The following is an 18,186-nucleotide window of genomic DNA, read 5'->3' as shown; positions in this document are numbered from 1 at the left end:
CATTCCAATATGCAGACATAAGCGGTTGAGTAGTCAGACTTTATTTATCAAAAGCGTTCACGAATCTTTTGCCGAGCAAGGTGCTCTGGCGAACGTCATTGACGGTTTTAAGCCACGCCAAGCGCAATTGGATATGGCCAACCATGTGGCGCAAGCCATAGAAAAACAGCAACATTTGGTTGTTGAGGCGGGAACAGGTACTGGTAAAACCTTTGCTTATTTATTGCCAAGCATTCTCAGTGGTAAAAAAGTCATTGTCTCAACGGGTACCAAAAACCTGCAAGAGCAACTGTTTCATAAAGACTTGCCGGTGGTAAAAAACGCATTGCAGTCTGGTGTTAAAGTGGCGCTATTAAAAGGCCGCTCAAACTATTTATGTTCGTTTCGTTTGGAGGAAAATTTCTCCAGTGCACCGGAACGTCGACAAAAATCAGCGGTAACGTTAGACAGCCAAGGCTTGAATGATCTGGTTAAGGTTAGAGAATGGTCAAGTCACACTGAACGCGGTGATATTGGCGAGTTAACACAAGTCAGTGAAGATTCGATGATTTTGCCATTGATCACCTCGACCGTCGATAACTGCCTCGGTCGAAATTGCCCTGATTATGACGCCTGTTATTTGGTTAAAGCCCGAGAAAAAGCCATCGATGCGGACTTGGTGGTGGTTAACCATCATTTATATTTTGCCGATATGGCGTTAAAAGATACCGGCTTTGGTGAGCTGATCCCAAAAGCCGATGTCGTGGTGTTTGATGAGGCGCATCAAATCGGTGACATTGCCAGCGAATATTTTGGTAAGTCGTTCTCCACCCGCCAGTTGCTAGAATTGGCGAGCGATTGTATGCAGCAGTATCGTGTTGAATTAACCGACGTTAAGCAACTGCTCAAAGCCAGTGAAAAACTGGCTCGCTCGGCAGGGGACTTTCGTTTACTGTTTGCCATGGACCCAAGTCGTGGCAATTGGCGCGAGCAGGTACAATACAGTCAGTTTTCTCGCGGTTTTGCCCAGCTTTATGACGATTTAAAGTTTTTATACGATGTGTTAAAAATGTGCATTTCGCGCAGCGAAGTCATTGATAACTGTTTTGAACGTTGCACAGAGTTGTTGGCCAAATATGAGGTTATGCAAGACACCCAAGCGTTTGGCATGAGTCTGTGGTATGAAACCACCCGACGTCATGTGGTATTGCATCAAACACCGTTGTCGGTTGCGGATAAGTTTTCAGAGCACACCGACAGCAGCCAAGGTGCCTTTATTTTCACCTCGGCAACCTTGTCGGTTAATGGTGATTTTGCTCATTTTACCAAAGCTTTGGGCTTAGATAATGCACAGCAATTGATGCTGGAAAGTCCGTTTGATTATCAGAGCCAATCGAAATTATTGGTGCCTCGTTATTTACCACAGAATAATGATCGAAATCGTGCCCAAGCCTTGGCAAATATTGCCATTCCATTAATCAATGCCAGTAAAGGTAACTGCTTTTTATTATTCACCTCTTATCGCATGTTAAATCAAGTGGCCGAGTTATTAAGTGAAGAGATAGACAACACCTTATTAGTGCAAGGTCAAACGGCAAAATCGACCTTGCTCGATCAGTTTATTGATGATCCGCACGCGGTTTTACTGGGCACCGCCAGTTTTTGGGAAGGGGTCGATGTACGTGGTGACAGCTTAACCTGCGTATTGATTGATAAATTACCGTTTAGCGCCCCTGATGAACCATTATTGCAGGCAAAAAGCGATGATGTTCGACGCAAAGGCGGCGACCCGTTTAAGCAAATTCAGTTACCTGAAGCGGTAATCTCCTTAAAGCAAGGGGTAGGCCGTTTGATTCGTGACGTCAGCGACAAAGGTGTTTTGGCGATTTGTGATACGCGAATTGTAAACCGTCCATATGGTGCGGTATTTTTGGCATCACTGCCGAATATGAGCCGTACTCGCGAGCTAAATCAGGCAGTTAAATTTTTAAAATCGCTGCATCAAGATATAAAAAAGTAAGTTACAATAGCCAATATAACTAATTTTCACCCGTTTTAAGTAAGAGAGAGCACACGTGAATTATCTGGCCATCGACGCCTCGACCGAAGCCGCATCTGTGGCGTTATCATTTAACGACAAAATCTATCATCGTTTTGATATGTGCCCGCAATCCCATAGTTTGTTGTTATTACCTATGGTTGATGATGTCTTAAAAGAAGCCAACGTCAGCATCGCTGATCTGGATGGTCTTATTTTTGGTCGTGGCCCTGGCAGTTTTACTGGCGTTCGCATCGGCATTGGTGTGGCACAAGGGTTGGCATTTGCGGCGGATATACCCGTTGTCGGTGTTTCTACGTTACAAGCTATGGCACAACAAGCCTATGATCATTTTTCTCACCGCAACGTATTGTCTGCTATTGATGCGCGCATGAGCGAAGCTTACGTTGGTTTGTATCAAGTGGACGAAAACCAGCTGATGCAACCGCTGTTAAATGAAGCGGTGATGGCACCGGATTTAATTAAGGCGCATATTGACGATGTGATCAGTGATGATTTGCACGGTGCTGGCAGTGCTTGGGATTCGTATCAAGATAAAATGGCCTCATTGGGGGACATTGTTGTTGATGAGAAAGTGAAGTTTCCACATGCGTTAGCGATGTTAAAATTAGGCGCCGCGGAATTTGCCAAAGGCAATGGCGTCGATGCCGAACATGCGCAACCTGTTTATGTTCGCGACACCGTTACCTGGAAAAAGCTGCCTGGTCGCGAATAAACCAATAATGATATTTAGGAGGTGAGATGAGTCAATCAAGTAACAACACATCATCCACCTCTGTGCGCCTGTTTACCAATGTCTATTTGTTGCTTCTGCTAGCCATTGTCATCAAGTACCTACCCATCGTTTCAATTCCTTTTGAATGGTTAGAAAGCTATTTTCATGAAATAAGCCATGGCATTGCCGCCTTACTGAGCGGCGGTCATATTGTGCAAATCCAATTGTTTGCTAACGGTGCAGGCTTGTGTACCACTCGAGGTGGCAGCCCAATGTTTATCGCCTTTGCCGGCTACTTTGGTGCCGCCATTTGGGCGATGGTGATATTTTCTCTGGCTAACGTGCATGACAAAATTAGTCGAGTTCTAAGTTATCTATTGGTGGCCTTGCTTGTGGCATCGATGATCTTTTGGGTGCGCGACTTTTTAACCTTATTTATCTGCCTGATTTTAGTCGGCGTATTCGCCTTGAGCATAAAAATCCAACACCTTGGTATACTTAAAGGTGTATTGCAGTTAATCGCCTTAAGTGTGGTGCTAAGTGCTATCAAGTCGCCGTTGTATTTGATGGACAACCGTGCCATTGGTGACGCCAGTGCGTTGCAACAAATGACCATGCTGCCAGAGGTCGTATGGATCTTATTTTGGTGTGGGTTTGGCTTGTTTGCGCTATATCGTATGTTGCGCTCAGCCCATACCAGCAAACTCAAAACTAAGGCGAAAGAAGCTAAAGGAGCCGTATCATGAACTCTGTCCGTCTCATCGCCACAAGCTTACTGATTGCATTGTTGAATACCGGGTGTGCCAACATACCTGATAGCTTAGAAGTCAACGATACAACGCGGTTAATTCCTTTTGCCGATGTTCGTGCCATGCCTCAAGGGTATATTGGCGAAACGGCACGCTGGGGCGGTATCATTGCTAGCATTGATGTCAAAGAAAATGGCACCGTATTAGAGGTGGTGTCGATGCCACTCAATGCAAACATGCGACCAAAAACAAAAAATAGCAGTGAAGGGCGATTTCGAGTCATTACCGAGGTCTTTCTTGACCCGGTAATTTACTCTGAGGGACGAAAAATAACGGCAGTTGGCGTCATTGGCGAAGGTGAAAACGACACCATAGGCGAGTATGCCTATTTGTTTCCGGTGTTAAAAAGTGACCGGGTATACCTTTGGAAGAAAGTCACTAAAATCAATGTGCATACCATGCATTCTCCGTGGTGGCACTCGCCATATTACTGGCAGTACGCGCCAGTGCACCAATACCCGACTACGGTTACGGTAGAGCAGCCGTAAAGGCCAGTAAAAACCTGTTTATCGAGTGCTGTGCAATGTTATGTTAACGGCGAGAGTAACTGCAAACGCAACAGCAAAAGCAACAACAGCAAAACCAATCACTAAAAGAGATATTTGTGTCGACTAATAAAGCAAACAACAATAACAATCATAACATCAGCGCAATACGCTTTGACTTGCCGCAAATTAGCTTGCACGGTCTCGAAATTGGCAACCCAGATGGCAAAACCATTCTTTGTTTACACGGCTGGCTAGATAATGCCGCCAGTTTCCTGCCGCTTTTTGAGCAATTACAACAAAGCCAGTCGGCGTTGTTAAGCCGCTGTCGATTTATTGCCATTGATTGGCCAGGGCATGGTTTAAGCGATCACCGAGGTGGCGACGCGCATTATCATTTTGTTGATTACGTTGATGACCTATACCAATTGTTGCACCATTTGAAACTGCAAAAAATAACCTTACTTGGCCACTCTATGGGCGGCATGGTGTCGACCTTATTTGCCGGTACATTTGCCGAAAAAGTAGAGCAATTGTTGCTGATTGAATCCGTTGGCCTGATCACTGAAACCGACGAGCCAGGTAAATTACTGCGCCAAGGCATTGAAAGTCGAGCCAAGCAATCGCAGAAAAATAAGACTTTGCATAAAGATATAGATAGCGCTGTTAAAGCACGCATGAATGTGTCCGATCTTGACTATGATTCAGCGCAAAAAATCGTCTCTCGGGCAACGGTTGACGTTGATGGCGGCGTGCGTTGGCGCTCAGATCCTAGGCTTCGAACTGTTTCTTTGATGCGCTTTGCCTTGCCACAAGCACAACACATTGTCAGTCAGATCAGCGCACCAGTAACGCTGATAAAAGGTGACCAAGGTTTTGCCATGATTGACCAAGGTTTGACATTTTTTGGTAAAAAAATGCGCAACTTGAATACCGTCACTTTTGCTGGCGGCCATCATGTACATATGCAACAAGCTCAACAACTTAGTCAACTTTTAGAGCAGATTCTTGGCTAAATTTTCGTTTTTGGACTGGTGAACAATTATCCAAACAGATGTTTTTTCTGGTCGTACCTCTTGCTTTTTCCCGCGGTTGTGGAATGATACCCCGCTAAACCAAATGTCTAGCTATCAACTATACTTGTCGGCATTATCGGAGAAAATAACCGATAAACTGTCGTTTAAACGTCACTAAAACCGACGAACTTAGGTTGATGGCAACAACAATAATAACGGGTTGCCAAGGCAAAAACCCGAGTGATCAGGAGATGGGCTGTGGAGAGAATCTGGCTTGAGAAAAGCTATCCAGCAGGGGTGCCGTTTGACATCGACGCGGATAAATACGCATCGTTAGCTGAGTTGTTTTTCAAATACACCGAACAATATGCTGACAATACCGCATTCATTAATATGGATGTGTCCATTACATATCGTGAATTACTGCAGCAAGCCAAGAGCTTTGCCAGTTATTTACAAAATCAATTGGGCATGAAAAAAGGCGATAAGCTGGCCATCATGGTACCCAATACATTGCAATACCCCATCGCGTTATTTGGTGGCTTGATTGCCGGCATCACGATCGTTAACGTTAACCCGTTGTACACCGCTCGTGAGCTTAAACACCAATTACAAGATGCTGGTGTAAAAACCATTGTCATCATTGATAACTTTGCAAAAACATTGCAAGAGGTTATTGATGATACTCCGGTTGAACATGTCATTTTAACCTCGCTTGGTGATCGTTTAGGTCTGGTGAAAGGCTTTGTCGTCAATATGGTGGTTCGTCATGTCAAAAAGATGGTACCAGCGTATAACCTTGCCAATACCATTGCCTTTAATGATGTGATCAAACAAGGCAATGCAAATCTGTTTAAAGAAACCGATGTTAACGGTGAAGACTTAGCGTTTTTACAGTACACCGGCGGTACAACGGGTGTCTCAAAAGGCGCGATGTTAACCCATCGCAATATGGTCGCAAACCTAGAACAAGCCAAAGGCGCATTAAAGCCGTTGTTGGTACCAGGTGAAGAAACCATTGTTACAGCCTTACCGCTTTATCATATCTTTGCGTTAACAGCGAACTGCTTAACCTTCTTTACCTTGGGCGGCTGTAATCTATTGATCACCAACCCAAGAGATATGCCGGGCTTTATTAAAGAGCTAAGCAAGTACAAATTCACCGTTGTGACTGGGGTAAATACCTTATTCAATGGCTTGTTGAACACACCTGGTTTTAAAGACTTAGACTTTAGCAAACTTAAGGTGTCACTCGGCGGCGGCATGGCGGTACAACGTCCTGTGGCTGAACGCTGGCAGCAAATCACCAAAACTCGCATGCTTGAAGGTTACGGCCTAACTGAGTGCGCACCTATGGTGACTACCAGCCCATACAACCTGCAAGCGTACGATGGCACCATTGGTATTCCTGCACCGTCAACCTATATTCGTATTGTTGATGATGAAGGTAATGAAGTTGCCATGGGCGAGTCGGGCGAAATGCAAGTCAAAGGCCCGCAAGTGATGAAAGGCTATTACAAACGCCCAGAAGAAACCGCGGAAATTTTACAAGACGGTTGGTTATCTACCGGCGACATTGCTTGTGTTGATGAGCGTGGTTACTTCAGAATTGTTGACCGTAAAAAAGATATGATCTTAGTCTCTGGCTTTAATGTGTTTCCAAACGAAATTGAAGAAGTGGTGGTTACTCACCCTGGCATTGATGAGTGTGCAGCGATTGGCGTGCCACATGAAGTCAGCGGCGAAATTGTGAAGATTTTTGTGACCAAAGCTGAAGATGATGTCTGTGAAAAAGATATTATTAAACACTGTAAAGCCAACCTAACTGGTTATAAAGTGCCTAAGTTAGTTGAGTTTCGTGACGAGTTACCAAAAACCAACGTCGGTAAAATACTGCGCCGCGAATTACGCTAATACAGCTTGCTGGTTATCATTAAAAATAAACAGAGTGGCCTAGGCCGCTCTTTTTATTTGCCTGTTGCTGGCAAAATTGCTCATTTTTTCGCAGTTGACAATTGCGCCCGTTCGTCCGACACTTGCCTGCAACCTATTTAATCTGAGTATATTGTGCAGTTTTCTTACATTAGCGACGAAAATGAACTCGTCCAATATTGCCAACAGGCATCCAGCAAAGACCTGGTATGTATTGATACCGAGTTTGTTCGCACCCGTACCTTATTTCCAAATCTTGGCTTATTGCAAATCTATGATGGTGAGCAACTTGCCCTGATTGATCCGGAAGCGATTGCTGATTTGTCGCCTTTTTGGCAGTTATTGCAAAACCCTGATGTATTGAAAGTGATTCATTCATGCTCTGAAGACTTAGAAGTTTTCTTAAGAGCGGGGCAGTGTCGCCCGGTCAATATGCTCGACTCGCAAATAGCGATGGCATTTCTTGGTCATGGTTTGTCGATGGGATATGCGGCGATGATCAAGCATTATCTTGGTTTGGAATTAGATAAAAGTGAATCGCGAACCGATTGGCTTAAACGCCCGTTAAGTCAGCGTCAGTTAGAATACGCCGCAGCCGACGTTTATCATCTCTACCAAATTTGTGATCGTGTGATAGACGAAATCAACGAAGCTGGTTTTTATCAAGCTTTAATGATGGAAAGCGAATGGCAAATCGAGAAGAAATTTAGCCCAATCGACCCGCTGAAACTGTATTTAGATAACAAATCCGCGTGGAAACTTCAGCCGCGTAACCTGGCGATTTTGCAGCATCTATTGGCTTGGCGTTATGAACAGGCGGTGCGTCGTAATTTGCCGCTCACCTTTGTTGCAAAAGACGCTACTTTGTTCACATTGGCATATAAAAACCCGAAAAGCGTTGGCGCGATGGCAAACTTTGAAGGAATTGATATTCTCGATATCCGCCACAAAGGCAAGGCCATGCTTAATGTGATGCGCAAAGTTAATGAGTTGCCAGATGACGAGCTGCCAAAGCAAATGTCTCGCTTAGACAGTTACCCTAATTACAAAAACACCTTTAAAGCGGTAAAGCAAAAACTCACAGAACTGGCGGCGCAGAATAACCTTGATATCGCCGTTGTTGCCGGTAAGCGTCAAATACATCAATTGCTTACTTGGCACTGGCAGCTGAACGAGCAAAGCGAACAAAGTGTTGAGCTGTTGCAAGGCTGGCGCGGCGAGTTGTTTGCTCAACCAGTACGTGACTTTTTACAATCTCTATAAGCCTTTTATAATCAGGTGTTACTGAATCTCATCAGTAACACGTTGAACCTTTGAAAAATACCTCAGTCAGAGCTATTAGCCCTTTAAGCATAAAGGGCTAGGTGATATATTGGCATTAAACCTTAAACACATTCTAAGAATTATGATTTGCGTTATATACCGCAGCTCGAAGAAAGCTGATACCTACCTTTATATCACCAAGCGAGATGATTTCTCGACCGTGCCTGAGCCATTGATGCAAATGTTTGGCACGCCAAATTTGGTTACCATGGTAAATTTGGCAAAGCGTGACAAGTTAGCATTGGCTGATATTAAAAAAGTTAAAAGTGAATTGACCGATAAAGGTTACTATTTGCAATTACCGCCACCTAAAGAAGATTTGTTAAAACAACACCGCAAAGACGTGGGCGTTGAAGACAAAGATATGGAGTAATAATGATAATGAAAAAGCATCTAGCCGCATCCATACTTGCTCTGAGCAGTGTACTGGCGTTACCGCTAAGCGCACAAACCGCTGCAGAGCCGCATTCCAGCAAGAAGATGACTTTCGAACAGTATATTGAAGGTTTAAAACAAGAAGCCCGTGAAAAAGGCTTTAGTGAGCAACTCATTGCCACAAGTTTTGCCGATGTTAGCTACCATAAACGCGCCGTTAAAGCGGATCGTAACCAGCCGGAAGTGGTGGAAACATTAGAAACCTATTTACCAAAACGGGTACCGGATTGGAAGGTCAACAAAGCCAAAGATATGATGAAAAAATATCATAAAGAACTGACGGCTGTTGGCAAGCAATACGGTGTGCAGCCACGTTTTATTGTCAGTCTTTGGGCGTTAGAGTCTAACTTCGGTAAAATCACTGGCAATTTTGATGTGATTTCAGCGTTATCAACCATGGCTTATGACGGTCGTCGTGAAGCGTTTTTCAAAGGCCAAGTATTTGATGCATTGACTATCTTACAACAAGGTCACATCAAAAAAGCTGATATGAAAGGTTCTTGGGCTGGCGCTATGGGTCACAACCAGTTTATGCCAAGCTCGTTTTTATCTTTTGCCGCCGATGGTGACGGCGATGGTAAAAAAGACATCTGGAATAATACCTCAGACGTGTTTGCATCAATTGCCAACTACTTGAGCCAAGTTGGTTGGAACAATGACATTACTTGGGCTCGTCAGGTTAAGTTACCGCAAGGTTTTGATAACTCACTTGCCATACCGCAACGTACCGGTGGTCGTAAACCGTGGTTGCAACATTGGAGCCGCACTGAGATGTCGTTAAGTGATTGGCAAAAAGTTGGTGTGCGTCGTTATGACGGCAGTGATTTACCTAACGTTGATATGAAAGCCGCCTTGGTTTTCCCTGATGGCGAGCAAGGCCGTGCCTACTTAGCCTATGATAACTACAAAAGTTTGATGCATTGGAATACGTCTTATTACTTTGTGACTTCGGTCGGTCATTTGGCTGATCGCATAAAATTCAGTCGCTAACACGCAAATCATCATTCATTCTGCGCCATAACCGTGTCTGCGACGTGGTTATGGCGTACACTTTATATAGCCCACCCATTGTATAAGAGTCCATACGCCAGTGAGTAAAAAGTCCAAAAAGCGCCCAATGCACAAAGCATCAAGCGGTAAAGCATCGAGTCGCAAAGCAACGTCAGAGACAGAGCAATTTTGGTTGCATAAATCACTAGAGCAAATGAGCGAACAAGAATGGGAGTCGCTATGTGATGGCTGCGGTAAATGCTGCTTACATAAGATCATTGAAGAAGAGCATGACGAGGATGCCGAGTTACCCGATGAGGGCTTACAGGCACCTACGGATTATATTCGTGAAGGCGAAGAAATGTTGTACACCAACGTGGTGTGTCACTTATTAAACGACAAAAGTTGTACCTGCACCCGTTACAGCGAGCGCACCAAGCTAGTTCCTGATTGCGTTAAGCTTACCCAAGAAAACTTAAGTGATATCTTTTTTATGCCGCAAAGCTGCGCTTATCGACGCTTACAAGAAGGTCGAGGGTTGCCATCGTGGCATCCATTACTTAACAAAGGCAAAAAATCGGCAATGCATCAAGCTGGCATGTCGGTACGCGGCAAAGTGATCAAAGACGACCAAGTCAATATGCAAAACTATGATCAGTATGTTGTCAGCTGGCCGGTTGACGATATCGACTAACGCTATGTCCCACGCCGTTAACCGTTTATATCGCTACCGCAAATCCATCAGCACCCGTGAGTTTCGCGCGAGAGGGGCAAAAGTACCTCGTTGCGAGACCTGCCGTCTACATCAAGATTATTGTATTTGTTCGTTACGTAAGCTGAGCAATAGTAATATCGCAACAGCTTTGCTGATGCATGACGATGAAGTACTGAAACCAAGTAACACCGGCCGCCTTATTGCCGATGTAATTGACAATACCCATGCCTTTTTGTGGCAACGACAAGACATTGATGCCGGTCTTGATGCCTTGCTTAAAGATAACCGCTATCAGCCGTTTGTGGTCTTTCCCAAAGCCTACGCGATGCCAGAGCAAACCGTATATGAACGCGCGGTTGAGCAAGAAGATGGCAAGATACCGCTATTGATTTTTATTGATGCTACTTGGCGCCAAGCCCGTAAAATGTATCGCAAAAGTTCATATTTACATAATTTACCCATGATAAGTTTGGATTTAACGGCGCAAGATGACATCGAAACAGGCTCACGTTACCAATTGCGCAAAGCGGTCATTGATGGTCAATTGGCTACCGCTGAAGTTGCAGCACATGTCCTGACGCTGTTTGGCGAAAGCGTCAACGCACAGCATTTGAATTTATGGTTTGATGTGTTTACCTACCGTTATCAAAAAGGGGTGAAACAACATAATAAGGGCGATCCTCTAGCGGTTGAGCGCTACCTCGATTTTATTGCTGAGCAGCAACTCAAACCGAACTGCCAATAAGGAAGTAGTCAGGGTGCTAATCAGAGCATTAATCAGAGCGTCAATCAGAGTATCAAACCGGGCTCTAAACTAGGACGGGTCAGACTAGAGCAGTCCAGATTAGGCAATCGACAATAACTAAATGCTTGACTTTATTGTTGTATTTGTTGAAAGTGAATTTATCTTCTCGTGCAAATAAATCGTGGACACATTATGAGTCATTCTCCTTTTCCTGCCGTTAATAAAATTCCTAATCATATTGCCCGTTTGGCGCTGTTGCCAATGGCGATATTTAGCGCTGCAACCGTAGCGGTAGAAGATGACGTATATTTGGCTGAGCTGACAAACAATACGGTTAACAGTGTCACCAATGTCACTAACCGACCAGGGTATGACAATCAACCGCATTTTTCTGAAGATGGAAAGGCATTACTGTTTACCTCCATGTATCCGGTGAGTGACAAGCTAACCGATAAAGACGCTGAAAAAGTGCAAACAGACAGCATGCGCTACCACATTGACAGCGCCGCGATCAGCAATTTAACCAACTCTTCAGCCAGTGAATATTCGCCTACGATTACCCCTGATGGTAAGCATTTTTCCGTAATACGAGTTGGCGATGATGGCCGTCAACTGTTGCACCGTTACCCGTATAAGAGCACCGCCAATAACGCTGAATTGCAAGGCGAAACCATTCTTAAAGATGTATTCGATGTCGGCTATCACGTGTGGCTAAATCAGGACGAATTATTGTTGTTTGTACTTGGTGAGCCGATGATGTTGCAACGTGCCTCAGTTGAAACTGGCAAGACGGCTATGGTTGATACCGATATCGGTCGTACCTTGCGTGCGCTGCCAGAGACTGTCGCGTCAACGCCACAGTTTAGTTACACCAAGGCCAAAGGCGACCGCTGGCAATTAAAAGTTTACCAAGCTGATACAAAAACAGTGACCGAACATAGCATGCTACCGGGTCACAACATGTATTATGCTTGGCACCCAGATGGTAGCTTGCTTTCAGCCAGCGAGGCCAAAGTGATGGTCAATCGTCAATGGCAGCACAAAGATGAATGGCAGTTGTTTGCTGATTTTAGCGAGCAGTGTCAGGGCAGCATTACTCGCATGGTGGTCAGTGATGATAGCTCAAAATTAGCGTTCGTTTGTTCTGTACCTGCAGCTAATCCTGAAAAATAAACACAATATTTAAAATAATAAAAAGGTTAATTATGAAAAACTTTAAACTACTCGTTACCGCGGCGGTTCTTGCTGTTGGTGTAAGTGATGTTGTTAATGCAAAAAATGATAAGCACAAAGACTTGCCTCCTGGCTTAAAGAAAAAGGCTGAACGAGGCCAAGCATTGCCACCAGGTTGGCAAAAGAAGCTCGAAGTAGGCCAAGTGGTCGATGAGGTTGTCTACAACCAAGGTAAGGTTGTGGCGCGAGAAGACAATGGTGTGATCACTATCAGCGTTGAAGGCGAAGTATTTAAAGTGATTGAGAATACTCGAGAGATCGTCGAAATACTGAGCTCATAACCCATCAATCCCTATGCAGCACACAGCAAGGTTGCTGCCACGCATTCCCTGCTTATATGGAAGAGCAGGGAATAATAAGAGAATCGAACTATGTCAGGCATTACCGAACTGCAACAGCTGTTAAGCGCCATGTCGCCCAAGCTACAAGATGATGAGTTTGTATTTTGTACGGTATCAGGCGATTTATGTGACTATGCTGCACTGCAACCTGTAGCCACATTTATCGAGTCCGAAGGATTAACCCTAGTCTTAACAAAAGCCAACGCGTTAAGCGCAGGATTAGCGTTTGAAGGCAGTTTTCGCCAGATCACCCTTACCGTGCATTCAAGTTTAGAAGCGGTAGGGCTTACCGCTGCGGTATCAAGTAAACTCGCCGAGAAGGGCATTAGTGCAAACGTCATCGCCGCTTATTATCATGATCACATTTTTGTGCAATCAACTAAGGCTGATGCCGCACTGTTGGCGTTACAAGAGTTTTCATAAATTGATGCCATATTAATGTCTGTTTGGAGCGACAAGCGGACGAAAATGAATTGTATATCTCGCTTATCTGAAAAGAATATAAAAGGAATTACTAATTGAAAAATCTACTAACAATTTTATACGGCATCTTGTATCTAGCACTTCTATTAGGAGGCTTTTTTCTAGGGCTTGAGAACCAAAGCACTATATCTATATCGTTAGTCGGTTTAACATTCGCATCGCTATTTTTCATGATTGGTTTATGCGGTTATGTATTGAATAAAGCGATTTTCAAACATAGCACTTGGAAAACATCATTTTACCTTCTCATTGGTATAACGTTGTTTAGTAGTTTTGTAAATTTAAACAATTTGTTTGCTGTGTTTTTTCTATGTTTAATTAATACTCCTATGGCTTTTATCCTTCACTCCTACAGTAAAGAAGACCAAGACATTTGGCTTAAGGATGAAGAAGTATTAGCAGGCAATAAATTAAGTGAGTTTATTGAACAAAATGAATCTGTATCGTATGAAAAATCTGGACAAGATTCTAAGCACTCACTTTCCGTTACTAACGAGGAAGGCTTTTATATCGTAAAAATAAATAGAGTTTCTGATGATAAAACGGAAGAATTTACAGAACGCTTTATAAACCCAGGTCTGGTGAAGAGATATATAGAACAATACTCGATGGTAAAATTTTCAGAATTGTTAGGCGAAACCTAAAGCCAGTTTAAGATTCAATTTTTCTCTCATTTACGTTACCTATTCAATGTCTCTGAATGGCACAAAGCGGAAATAATTAGTTTCAAGTGATCTGACCCCTTGAAGCAAGTGATCTGACCCCTTGAAGCAAAAGCTTTTGGGTAAACCTGTAACGGATAAAGATATTGCATTGTATCGTCTGAAAACAATTCGAACCTTATATTAATAGCAAACAGTAGTCTATGATTGCTGTTAGCTAGAAGCAGTAAAACGCAGTCTCTCAAAAATAACACCGTCATTGCGGCGAAGGCCGCAACCTCGTATCGTAAAGGTGTGCCTTTAACACCGCAATATTGAATCACTTCGAAACTGGAAAAGATCCCACCCAAAAACACGGTGGGATGACGCACAGGATGTGCTAAAGCAAATTGCTTCATGGATGAAGGTTGTATATTTGTGACGGTGTTTTTCTGATATTGTGCTAATGCAAATGGCTTGATGGGTGACGGTGGGTTCTCTAACAAAACAAAAGGGCGGTTCAGTAATCTGAGCCGCCCTTTATCGTATCTAATGTCGTGTCGAACTATGATGTGTGTTGGCTTAACACTCGATGATGTTTACCGCCAAGCCACCACGTGAGGTTTCTTTGTATTTCGTTTTCATATCTTGACCTGTGTCCCACATGGTCTTGATCACTTTATCCAAAGAGACTTTCTGTGTACCGGTGCCACGCATAGCTAGGCGAGACGCGTTAATCGCTTTTACCGCACCCATGGCATTACGCTCGATACATGGTACTTGAACCAAGCCACCAACAGGATCGCAGGTGAGGCCAAGGTTATGTTCCATACCGATTTCTGCGGCGTTTTCTACGTGTTTCGGGCAACCACCCATAATTTCTGTTAACGCACCGGCGGCCATTGAACAAGCAACACCAACTTCACCCTGACAGCCCACTTCAGCACCAGAGATAGAAGCATTGGTTTTATACAAAATGCCAATCGCAGCGGCGGTCAATAAGTAACGAATACAATCGTCATCGGAAACCGGTTTTACAAACTTGTTGTAGTAACACAGTACGGCAGGGATGATACCTGCGGCACCGTTTGTTGGTGCTGTGACCACTTGTGAACCGGCGGCGTTTTCTTCGTTAACCGCCAGAGCAAACAAGTTAACCCAATCCATCGCTTGTAAAGGATCGGCGTTCTTTTCAACGGTTAGTAAGCGATGTAAGTTTGGCGAACGACGTTTTACGTTTAAGCCACCCGGCAAGGTGCCTTCGGTAGTCATGCCGCGTTCAACACAGGCATACATGCATTGCCAAATTTTTAATAATTCATCACGAATGTAGCTTTCATCATTAAGGCACTTTTCATTGGCCATCATAATCGACGAAATGCTTAATCCGCTTTCATCACACAGTTTCAGTAATTCATCAGCGGTGGAAAAACGGTAAGGTCGTTCAATGTTGGCATGGAACGATAATGCTTTGTCTTTCTCTTTTTCAAACTCACTGTCTTCAACGATAAACCCGCCACCAATTGAGTAGTAGGTTTTTTCCAAAACTACGTTGTCAGCAGCGTAAGCAAAAATGGTCATTGCATTGGCATGCGCAGGCAATGTCTTGCGACGATGATAAATAATGGCGTCACTTTTTGGGAAGTCGATTTCACGCTCATGATTAAGCTGGATCTTTTCGCTTTTTACCGTTTTATCGAGGATCTTGTCGATATTCTCAACGGCAACGCTTTCAGGGGCTTCACCATGTAGACCGAGAATGCAGGCTTTGCCTGTACCGTGGCCAATACCGGTTTGCCCTAAAGAACCAAACAGTTCTACTTTGATGCGAGTGACGTCATCAAACACATTGTTTTGTTTTAGCGACTCGATAAAACGGTTTGCGGCACGCATTGGGCCGACGGTGTGAGAGCTCGATGGACCGATGCCAATCGAGAACATATCAAATACACTGATCATCTTGTTACCTGAAACTCTTGTTGCTGCCTAAATTTGGTTGTTAGGCTTTTTATTGAAATAATATTCGGATATTACCGTAAATTACCAAATAATCACAGCAACACTGTGGGTAAAATTGATTTTATTTGAGGTGTCGGACCAGATCTTTGATCATCGCTGCGGTCGCACCCCAAATGTTGTAGTGTAAATATGGCATAAAATGGACGTTATGCGTAGTGCCGCGCCGACTGATGTTAAAGGATAAGTGATTACCCTCATCAATAAAATGATCGAAAGGGACAATGAACAATTCGGCCACTTCACCATGGTCAATAACAAACGGGTAATCTTTGGGGACAAAACCAATATACGGGGTAATTTGATAACCGGTGATCACATGATGTGGTTTTAACTGGCCAACAATTTGCACATCACTTGGTTTGACGCCAATTTCCTCATCGGCTTCACGCAATGCGGCGTGTAATAAACTGGCATCGGCGTCTTCAACCTTGCCCCCTGGAAAACTGATTTGCCCTGGGTGATGCTTTAAGTGCGCGGCGCGTTTGGTTAATACCACTTCAATGCGATCGCCGTTTTCGACTAATGGAATAAGCACGCTGGCTTGACGCAAATCACCAACGTGTTGATACGCGTTTTCTATTTTACTCAGGTTTTGAAAATTGAATCGTTGCAAAAACTGCTGCTTGTTCATCAAAAGCCCTTAATTGAGATTGGCGTTTACCGCATGATAATTTCATCATAACAAGAAAGCCCGGATTCGTCATGAGACGATTCCGGGCTTTGAGGCAATCACTGTTACTATGTTTTGATCAGTTATTGTTGGTCAAAATAGGCAAGATTTTAGCGACCTTATCAAAGGTTTCTTGGTATTCACTATCAACCTTCGAGTCAGCAACCAGACCACCACCGGCCCAACAATGTATTTTGTCTTGTTCGCATACTAAGGTGCGAATGGTTATTGATGTATCCATTTTGCCACAGGCCGATAAGTAGCCAATCGAGCCGCAGTAAACACTGCGTCGATGGGGTTCGAGCTCTTCAATAATCTGCATGGCGCGGATTTTTGGGGCGCCGGTAATCGAGCCGCCAGGGAAGGCGCCGCGAAGTAAGTCGGTGGCAGATTTATTCGGGCTTAACATGCCCTCAACGGTACTGACTAAATGATGCACCGCGGGAAAACTTTCAATGGCAAATAATGACGGTACTTTAACGCTACCGGGCAAACATGCTTTGGAAATATCGTTACGCAGTAAATCGACAATCATTAAATTCTCGGCACGATCTTTACTGGCGTTTTGCAGTTCTTTGGCGTGGGCGTTGTCAAATTCGACAATGTCAGAGCGCGGACGCGTACCTTTAATTGGTTTTGTTTCAACCCGCTGATTATGTATTTGCAAAAAGCGCTCTGGCGATACACTGAGGATGGCACCGTCATCAAACCGCATAAACGCTGAAAACGGCGCATTGTTGTGCTTACGTAATGTTAGGTAGGCGTCAAATTCATCGCCTTCATACAAGGCGCTAAATCGCTGTGCTAGGTTGATTTGATAACAATCACCTGACCGTAAATATTGTTGCACTTGAGCAAACTTTTGCTGGTATTGCTGTTGGCTCATATTCGCTCGCCAATCACAAGCTAAGGTAAACGGCGTGAGCGATTTCGTCTTTGCGCTGCTTACTTTGTGTTTAATGTCTTGCGCCAAGGCGTCTATATCATCATGCCAGCTTATCAGCGTATAGGTTTGCTGTTTGCGATCAAAGATGATTGCTTTGCTGTATATGCCTACCGCCATATCGGGCAAACTGATATCCATCAGTGCTGTTGCCGGTAATGATTCAAAACGACGGCCTAAATCATAGGCGAAATAGCCTAATGCACCGCCACAAAACGGGATGCTGTCATGTTCTTTAATGGTGTTGGCAAACACGCTAGCGCTGGCTTGGTCGACTAAGGTCAGAGGATCGTCTTGACTTATGGTCAGCTCGTCATTGCGACGGTCATAGACTTTGGTCACATTAATCGATGTGGTTAGGGTGATAAGCGGATCAAACACCAGAATGTCAAAGCGACAATCTGGATGCGCGCTGTCACCTGAGTCTAGCCAAAAGCTCCAGGGTTCACTGGCAAAGGCGCGCGCAAGGTCAATAATGCTGATGTCGTTATCAAAACATAAAGTTCGTGTTTGATAGCGATTGCTTGTTTGGTGGTTCACGGTCGTGGCTAATCAACAAGGTTTGATATTTTCTGGCGGCTATTGTAACAGAGTTATAATGAATTTCATCAATGTGTTATTGAGATAAACGCCTTGCAGGAGTATTATACGTG

The 18,186-nt window shown here is 44.1% G+C and carries 18 protein-coding genes; 15 read left to right on the top strand and 3 right to left on the bottom strand.

The annotated features are described in order from the left end of the window. Positions 1 to 25: 25 nt before the first annotated feature. The 15 genes from E2K93_RS01195 to E2K93_RS01125 all read left to right on the top strand — a co-directional run bounded on the left by E2K93_RS01195 (position 26) and on the right by E2K93_RS01125 (position 13,904). Positions 26 to 1,999, top strand: coding sequence for an ATP-dependent DNA helicase (locus tag E2K93_RS01195; protein WP_228445426.1), 1,974 nt, complete (start codon positions 26 to 28; stop codon positions 1,997 to 1,999). Between the two features lie 55 nt (positions 2,000 to 2,054). Beyond that, a complete protein-coding gene (gene tsaB / locus E2K93_RS01190; RefSeq protein ID WP_135437330.1) occupies positions 2,055 to 2,753 on the top strand; it encodes a tRNA (adenosine(37)-N6)-threonylcarbamoyltransferase complex dimerization subunit type 1 TsaB in 699 nt (232 codons plus the stop codon). Positions 2,754 to 2,779: 26 nt separating this feature from the next. Then, positions 2,780 to 3,499 carry a M50 family metallopeptidase gene (locus E2K93_RS01185; RefSeq protein ID WP_135437329.1) on the top strand — a complete coding sequence of 240 codons (720 nt, stop codon included), beginning with the start codon at positions 2,780 to 2,782 and terminating at the stop codon, positions 3,497 to 3,499. After that, the gene (locus E2K93_RS01180; protein ID WP_135437328.1) at positions 3,496 to 4,050 is read left to right on the top strand and encodes a Slp family lipoprotein; all 555 of its coding nucleotides are present in this window, start codon (positions 3,496 to 3,498) and stop codon (positions 4,048 to 4,050) included. Before E2K93_RS01185 ends, E2K93_RS01180 begins: the two co-directional genes overlap by 4 nt. A 116-nt stretch (positions 4,051 to 4,166) precedes the next feature. Further along, positions 4,167 to 5,063, top strand: a complete 897-nt coding sequence (locus tag E2K93_RS01175) for an alpha/beta hydrolase (RefSeq protein ID WP_189637825.1) — start codon at positions 4,167 to 4,169, stop codon at positions 5,061 to 5,063. 258 nt (positions 5,064 to 5,321) lie between these two features. Beyond that, positions 5,322 to 6,977 carry a long-chain-fatty-acid--CoA ligase FadD gene (gene fadD, locus E2K93_RS01170; RefSeq protein WP_135437326.1) on the top strand — a complete coding sequence of 552 codons (1,656 nt, stop codon included), beginning with the start codon at positions 5,322 to 5,324 and terminating at the stop codon, positions 6,975 to 6,977. Between the two features lie 153 nt (positions 6,978 to 7,130). Next, positions 7,131 to 8,258 carry a ribonuclease D gene (gene rnd, locus E2K93_RS01165; protein WP_189637824.1) on the top strand — a complete coding sequence of 376 codons (1,128 nt, stop codon included), beginning with the start codon at positions 7,131 to 7,133 and terminating at the stop codon, positions 8,256 to 8,258. 142 nt (positions 8,259 to 8,400) lie between these two features. Then, positions 8,401 to 8,691: a YcgL domain-containing protein gene (locus E2K93_RS01160; protein WP_135437324.1), complete on the top strand. Its 291-nt coding sequence runs from the start codon at positions 8,401 to 8,403 to the stop codon at positions 8,689 to 8,691. Positions 8,692 to 8,699: 8 nt separating this feature from the next. Continuing rightward, positions 8,700 to 9,743 (top strand): lytic murein transglycosylase, encoded by a 1,044-nt coding sequence (locus tag E2K93_RS01155; protein ID WP_189637823.1) that lies wholly within the window; start codon positions 8,700 to 8,702, stop codon positions 9,741 to 9,743. A gap of 127 nt (positions 9,744 to 9,870) precedes the next feature. Next, entirely contained in the window at positions 9,871 to 10,437 is a 567-nt protein-coding gene (locus tag E2K93_RS01150) for a YcgN family cysteine cluster protein (protein WP_135440370.1), read from the top strand. After that, complete coding sequence (locus E2K93_RS01145; protein WP_228445424.1) at positions 10,394 to 11,203, top strand: tRNA-uridine aminocarboxypropyltransferase; 810 nt, start codon at positions 10,394 to 10,396, stop codon at positions 11,201 to 11,203. The genes E2K93_RS01150 and E2K93_RS01145 overlap by 44 nt, the downstream gene beginning before the upstream one ends. A gap of 192 nt (positions 11,204 to 11,395) precedes the next feature. Then, positions 11,396 to 12,376 (top strand): TolB family protein, encoded by a 981-nt coding sequence (locus E2K93_RS01140; protein WP_135437322.1) that lies wholly within the window; start codon positions 11,396 to 11,398, stop codon positions 12,374 to 12,376. A 32-nt stretch (positions 12,377 to 12,408) separates the two neighbouring features. Next, positions 12,409 to 12,717 carry a hypothetical protein gene (locus E2K93_RS01135; RefSeq protein WP_135437321.1) on the top strand — a complete coding sequence of 103 codons (309 nt, stop codon included), beginning with the start codon at positions 12,409 to 12,411 and terminating at the stop codon, positions 12,715 to 12,717. Positions 12,718 to 12,807: 90 nt separating this feature from the next. Next, positions 12,808 to 13,200 carry an ACT domain-containing protein gene (locus E2K93_RS01130; RefSeq protein WP_135437320.1) on the top strand — a complete coding sequence of 131 codons (393 nt, stop codon included), beginning with the start codon at positions 12,808 to 12,810 and terminating at the stop codon, positions 13,198 to 13,200. A gap of 95 nt (positions 13,201 to 13,295) precedes the next feature. Beyond that, complete coding sequence (locus E2K93_RS01125; RefSeq protein WP_135437319.1) at positions 13,296 to 13,904, top strand: hypothetical protein; 609 nt, start codon at positions 13,296 to 13,298, stop codon at positions 13,902 to 13,904. A gap of 579 nt (positions 13,905 to 14,483) precedes the next feature. On the opposite strand, the gene E2K93_RS01120 is transcribed toward E2K93_RS01125, so the two are convergent. The 3 genes from E2K93_RS01120 to pabB form a co-directional block, all read right to left on the bottom strand. After that, positions 14,484 to 15,860: an L-serine ammonia-lyase gene (locus E2K93_RS01120; protein WP_135437318.1), complete on the bottom strand. Its 1,377-nt coding sequence runs from the start codon at positions 15,858 to 15,860 to the stop codon at positions 14,484 to 14,486. A gap of 121 nt (positions 15,861 to 15,981) precedes the next feature. After that, complete coding sequence (locus E2K93_RS01115; RefSeq protein ID WP_135437317.1) at positions 15,982 to 16,551, bottom strand: CoA pyrophosphatase; 570 nt, start codon at positions 16,549 to 16,551, stop codon at positions 15,982 to 15,984. A 118-nt stretch (positions 16,552 to 16,669) separates the two neighbouring features. Beyond that, positions 16,670 to 18,073: an aminodeoxychorismate synthase component I gene (pabB, locus tag E2K93_RS01110; RefSeq protein WP_135437316.1), complete on the bottom strand. Its 1,404-nt coding sequence runs from the start codon at positions 18,071 to 18,073 to the stop codon at positions 16,670 to 16,672. Between the last annotated feature and the right edge of the window lie 113 nt (positions 18,074 to 18,186).

Source organism: Thalassotalea sp. HSM 43 (assembly GCF_004752005.1).
Classification (GTDB): domain Bacteria; phylum Pseudomonadota; class Gammaproteobacteria; order Enterobacterales; family Alteromonadaceae; genus Thalassotalea_A.
Note: the sequence above shows the minus strand (reverse complement) of the source record. Positions and strands in the feature narration are given on the sequence as shown.

Coding starts and splice junctions, on each gene's coding strand:
- E2K93_RS01185 (WP_135437329.1), top strand. CDS start 2,780: ATGAGTCAATCAAGTAACAACACATCATCCACCTCTGTGCGCCTGTTT.
- E2K93_RS01180 (WP_135437328.1), top strand. CDS start 3,496: ATGAACTCTGTCCGTCTCATCGCCACAAGCTTACTGATTGCATTGTTG.
- E2K93_RS01160 (WP_135437324.1), top strand. CDS start 8,401: ATGATTTGCGTTATATACCGCAGCTCGAAGAAAGCTGATACCTACCTT.
- E2K93_RS01155 (WP_189637823.1), top strand. CDS start 8,700: ATGAAAAAGCATCTAGCCGCATCCATACTTGCTCTGAGCAGTGTACTG.
- E2K93_RS01150 (WP_135440370.1), top strand. CDS start 9,871: ATGCACAAAGCATCAAGCGGTAAAGCATCGAGTCGCAAAGCAACGTCA.
- E2K93_RS01145 (WP_228445424.1), top strand. CDS start 10,394: ATGATCAGTATGTTGTCAGCTGGCCGGTTGACGATATCGACTAACGCT.
- E2K93_RS01140 (WP_135437322.1), top strand. CDS start 11,396: ATGAGTCATTCTCCTTTTCCTGCCGTTAATAAAATTCCTAATCATATT.
- E2K93_RS01135 (WP_135437321.1), top strand. CDS start 12,409: ATGAAAAACTTTAAACTACTCGTTACCGCGGCGGTTCTTGCTGTTGGT.
- E2K93_RS01130 (WP_135437320.1), top strand. CDS start 12,808: ATGTCAGGCATTACCGAACTGCAACAGCTGTTAAGCGCCATGTCGCCC.
- E2K93_RS01120 (WP_135437318.1), bottom strand. CDS start 15,860: ATGATCAGTGTATTTGATATGTTCTCGATTGGCATCGGTCCATCGAGC.
- E2K93_RS01115 (WP_135437317.1), bottom strand. CDS start 16,551: ATGAACAAGCAGCAGTTTTTGCAACGATTCAATTTTCAAAACCTGAGT.